Annotated in this window: 5 protein-coding genes; 4 read left to right on the forward strand and 1 reads right to left on the reverse strand. The window is 42.5% G+C overall.

Annotated elements, in window-relative coordinates:
- Nucleotides 1–116: 116 nt before the first annotated feature.
- Both ISALK_RS14635 and ISALK_RS14640 read left to right on the forward strand, forming a co-directional pair.
- On the forward strand, nucleotides 117–428 hold the full coding sequence (locus tag ISALK_RS14635; protein WP_160723622.1) for a DNA alkylation repair protein: 312 nt from the start codon (nucleotides 117–119) through the stop codon (nucleotides 426–428).
- A gap of 16 nt (nucleotides 429–444) precedes the next feature.
- Nucleotides 445–1,305, forward strand: coding sequence for an aminoglycoside 6-adenylyltransferase (locus ISALK_RS14640; protein WP_160723624.1), 861 nt, complete (start codon nucleotides 445–447; stop codon nucleotides 1,303–1,305).
- A gap of 221 nt (nucleotides 1,306–1,526) precedes the next feature.
- Here the strand turns inward: ISALK_RS14640 and ISALK_RS14645 are convergent, their stop codons facing one another.
- Entirely contained in the window at nucleotides 1,527–1,793 is a 267-nt protein-coding gene (locus tag ISALK_RS14645) for a hypothetical protein (RefSeq protein ID WP_160723626.1), read from the reverse strand.
- A 528-nt stretch (nucleotides 1,794–2,321) separates the two neighbouring features.
- On the opposite strand from ISALK_RS14645, the gene ISALK_RS14650 reads away from it, so the two are divergent.
- Together ISALK_RS14650 and ISALK_RS14655 are read left to right on the forward strand one after the other, a co-directional pair.
- Nucleotides 2,322–2,969, forward strand: coding sequence for a hypothetical protein (locus ISALK_RS14650; RefSeq protein ID WP_160723628.1), 648 nt, complete (start codon nucleotides 2,322–2,324; stop codon nucleotides 2,967–2,969).
- A 191-nt stretch (nucleotides 2,970–3,160) separates the two neighbouring features.
- On the forward strand, nucleotides 3,161–3,442 hold the full coding sequence (locus ISALK_RS14655; protein WP_160723630.1) for a hypothetical protein: 282 nt from the start codon (nucleotides 3,161–3,163) through the stop codon (nucleotides 3,440–3,442).
- The last annotated feature ends 416 nt before the right edge of the window (nucleotides 3,443–3,858 follow it).

Genomic DNA, 3,858 nt, shown 5'->3' on the forward strand with positions numbered 1-3,858 from the left:
CTGAATCTACTGATTTATTTATACCCATTTTTCAAGCTCAAAACCACCGATTCATCTCCCACCTACGCGCTCACTTTGTGAGTAAGGAAGGCTAAGAGGAGGGAGACTTCTCGGCATTGCGGTTAAAATGGACGAAGGATCCGGACTTCTGGGTAAGACGGGGGGCTGCGGTTTCGCTGATTTATCCGATTAAGAAAAACAAGTATGGTCAGATCAATCCGCTGCTGGTATCCGATGCGTTGATGGAGGATGAGCATTATCTGGTACTGAAAGGTTACGGATGGATGCTGAAAGTCCTGTCCCAGCAGGATCCGGAGTTGGTATTTAACTATTTATATAAGAACAGAGACAGGATGCCCCGGTTGCCTTTTCGCTACGGTCTGGAGAAGTTTCCGCGGGACAAAAAAGAAATACTGATGAAAAATTAGTAAAGGGGAGATGTTGATGAGGGCAGAGAAGATGGTTTACGAGATTATCCTGAGTACCACCATTAAGGATCCACGCATACGGGCGGTTTATCTAAACGGTTCCCGGGCCAACCCCAAGGCCCCCCAGGACCGCTTTCAGGACTACGACATCGTATTTATGGTAGAGGATACGAAGCCCTTTATCGACGACAAAGAGTGGCTGCATACTTTCGGGGATCTGTATCTCCTTCAGGAGCCGGACAAACTCGATCGAGGACTGGGTTATGACCGGGACTTTAGCAAGTCCTATGCCTATTTGATGCTATTTAGCGACGGCGTACGGATTGATCTGCAGTTGAAAAACATCGAAGAAGGCTTAGGGCACTTTCAGTCGGAAAAGCTAAAGATCAAAATCCTGGACAAGGACAATATCCTCCCGAAGAGCGAGACACCCACCGATCAGGATTACTGGGTGAGAAAACCACACCAAGGGGAGTTTGAAAGCGCCACCGACAACTTTTACTGGTGTCTGCAAAATGTGGCGAAGGGGATCCTAAGACGGGAACTGCCCTACGCGATGGGAATGTACTATGATACCACCCTCAAAAGCCTGCATAAAATGATGGACTGGTGGCTCGGCATGCAACATAATTTTCAAGTCTCCGCCGGAAAATACGGAAAGTACTACGAGCACTATCTGTCGAAGGAATACTGGGCGCTTTACAAAGATTGCTACCCTGCCGGGGACTACGACAGTATCCGGGAAGCGTTACTGATTGCCTGTCATCTGTTTAAGGAGCTGGGAGAAGAAGTGGCAACGGCGCTGGGGTACCCTTATCCCCGCCAGCATGAGGTGCGGATGATGAAGTATCTCAGAAAAGAAAAAATTATCCGGTAGAGAAAAAAGAAGAGCCCTAGTGGTTATGGTTACAATAATTGATGGGCCATTCTGTTTAGGATACAAGAAAAAGATAACCGCCTCAAGGCATCGGTATTTCCGATCCTTCAGGCGGTTATCTTTTTCTTGTGATCTTACGCGTTTTCCTTTGCACCGGTCCAAGTACGGCTATTTCTTTTGCAAGTAGCATTTCTGTTTTTGTGTTCATGCTAATTGTGCGCTTATCCGATGTAACTGCCATAGCTGTAGAATTCCTTTGTTTTTTCGATGTCCCGTTCCACGTCCTGTAGTCGTAAGGCTTTTTCAATCTTGGCCTGGGCACATTTAAAGATAATCGTGAGTTTCTTTGATTTTTCTTCAGGAATGCTAAGGTCAAAGGAATCGTTGTTTAATTTGATGGAGCCTTCCATTTTATTGCCTCCTTTTAGGCTTTCTAAGTGATTATTTACCATTTCGTATCCGCTATCCATTGCTAACATATTTTCCACTGGGATCCGCTCCTTTTTATTTATATTTTAGTTATGATATTCGTCAAATTATTTCCTGATCTCTTAAGTACATTATAGAATGTATCGCAAATCGTGATAACGGTCTGGAGGCTATTTTTCAGTCCATCTTCGGGGCGGTTTTTCATCGGTCGGAGGGTGGAGACGGGTAGTGCATAATGGTGTGTTGGAATTTTCTAAAGCGGATATAAAACAGTCCAGAGGCCAGAGGGGCAAGGGTGGGTTTTGCATGCCATGTAGTTAGACCGTGGCGGTTGTAGACTTAGGGGGAGATATAATTAGTATAAGTGGCAAACAAAACGTCCCCGTGGCTTCCGTGGCTTCCGTGGCTTGCTGTGGCGTAACCTTCCGTCTTACGATGGAGTAAGAATCCGTCCCTATGCCCTTATGCTTTATGGCGGGGTTCTTTATACTAAGTATAGGAGCAAAAAAAGTTTGTTTTGCTAAGACAATTAACGTCGATGGAAAAAGTGGTGTTAAGTAACCGATGAAAAATGGGAGGGCGAAGCTATGAAAACCGTATCAGTATTAGGAATGGTCCATGAGATGCATGAAACCGAATTTAAAGATCACTACTCATTAAAAGAAGTGGATACTGTAATAAGGCGATTTAAACCCGATGTTATTTTAGCGGAACTTTGGCCCGGCGAAGACTATAGGAATTTACCGGATTTTAAATTAGAGTATAAACAATGCATATACCCCTTAGCCCAAGAGCTCGACATAAAGGTACTACCCGTAGACTATGGATCCCCCAAATATTATAAAAATTTTCGAAAATGGGAGAAGGATAAGCATTCCCTCGTAGAAATGGGAGAGGTAAAGCAGGAACTATACCACAAAGTTGACGATGTAATATTCAGTTCTATTCCTAAGATTTTTAAAAGTGCGAAGGAAATCAATTCGGAAGCCTGTAATGATATTATGCAAGTATTGATGGATATTGACCATCTTTGGTTTTTTAAAAATCAAGCGGATTTGGATTTCTGGGAAAAACATAATGAAGAAAACTACAATCGGATAATGGAGTCCATCAGGAATAGCAATGATGAAAGATTTTTGATTACCTTTGGTTTGCAGCATAAATATTGGTTTGAACGGAAGCTGAAAAAGGAGACGGGAATTGAATTTGAAGCGATTACCCATTACTGTGATTAATTTATTTCAAAGGAGGATATTTATGAAACCGGTGGACATTTTAGACGGTATGGCAAAGAATTTTCAAAAAATATGATCGATGAAGCCTCTGCTTAAGTATTGGGCTGAACCTAGAAGACAGCGAACAGAATTTTAAATAAAAAAGAAAAAGTACTGTCCCGTTTGAGATATAAGAGGAGGAGGAACTGAACATGGAAAAAAAGGTTTCGAACAGAACCATTAATGGGTTGTCCTATCTTTCCCTGGTTGTTGGAATGGGTGGGTTTATCAGCTTCGGTTATATCAGAGCATTTGCCCTGATCCCGTTAACAGCTGGTTTGATTATCGGCTTGATTGAACACCGGCTGACCATGAAATACGGCACCACGGCCATGCAGCTGCAAATGCGACCGGGGATCATCATTTCGCTGTTCGGATTGGTTGTCGTTGCGGGCTTCTGGTTTTTAACTTCCATCGATTTGAACCAGATCTAAGGAAGACTCCCTCCACTTAATTTCTATGTAGTTTTAAGTGGGGGTTGCTGGTTATCGACGGAAATCATGACGATTAACAATCGGTGGAGTTGACACGTTAGTACAAGCATATTTCACCGGGAAAACATGTGCTTAAACAAATATATAACCGCCTGAAAGTATCGGTATTTCCGATCCTTCAGGCGGTTATCTTTTTCTTGTGCTCTTATCCGATATAACTGCCATAGCTGTAAAATTCCTTTGTTTTTTCGATGTCCCCTGGTACTTTCTGTAGCAGTAGGGAAGTTTTAGGTCAATTGTAGAACTAAATGAGACTTTGTAAAGTTAAATAAGACCTGTCTAATAATCTTAAAAAATACAGGGTTTCATATCATTTATTTCTTTAAAAACGAGTATTCTAATGCTCGTTTTTATAG

This window comes from Isachenkonia alkalipeptolytica, assembly GCF_009910325.1.
Lineage (GTDB): Bacteria > Bacillota > Clostridia > Peptostreptococcales > T1SED10-28 > Isachenkonia > Isachenkonia alkalipeptolytica.

Excerpts from the sequence above, each read along its gene's own strand:
- ISALK_RS14640 (WP_160723624.1), top strand. The coding sequence starts at position 445 with ATGAGGGCAGAGAAGATGGTTTACGAGATTATCCTGAGTACCACCATT.
- ISALK_RS14650 (WP_160723628.1), top strand. The coding sequence starts at position 2,322 with ATGAAAACCGTATCAGTATTAGGAATGGTCCATGAGATGCATGAAACC.
- ISALK_RS14655 (WP_160723630.1), top strand. The coding sequence starts at position 3,161 with ATGGAAAAAAAGGTTTCGAACAGAACCATTAATGGGTTGTCCTATCTT.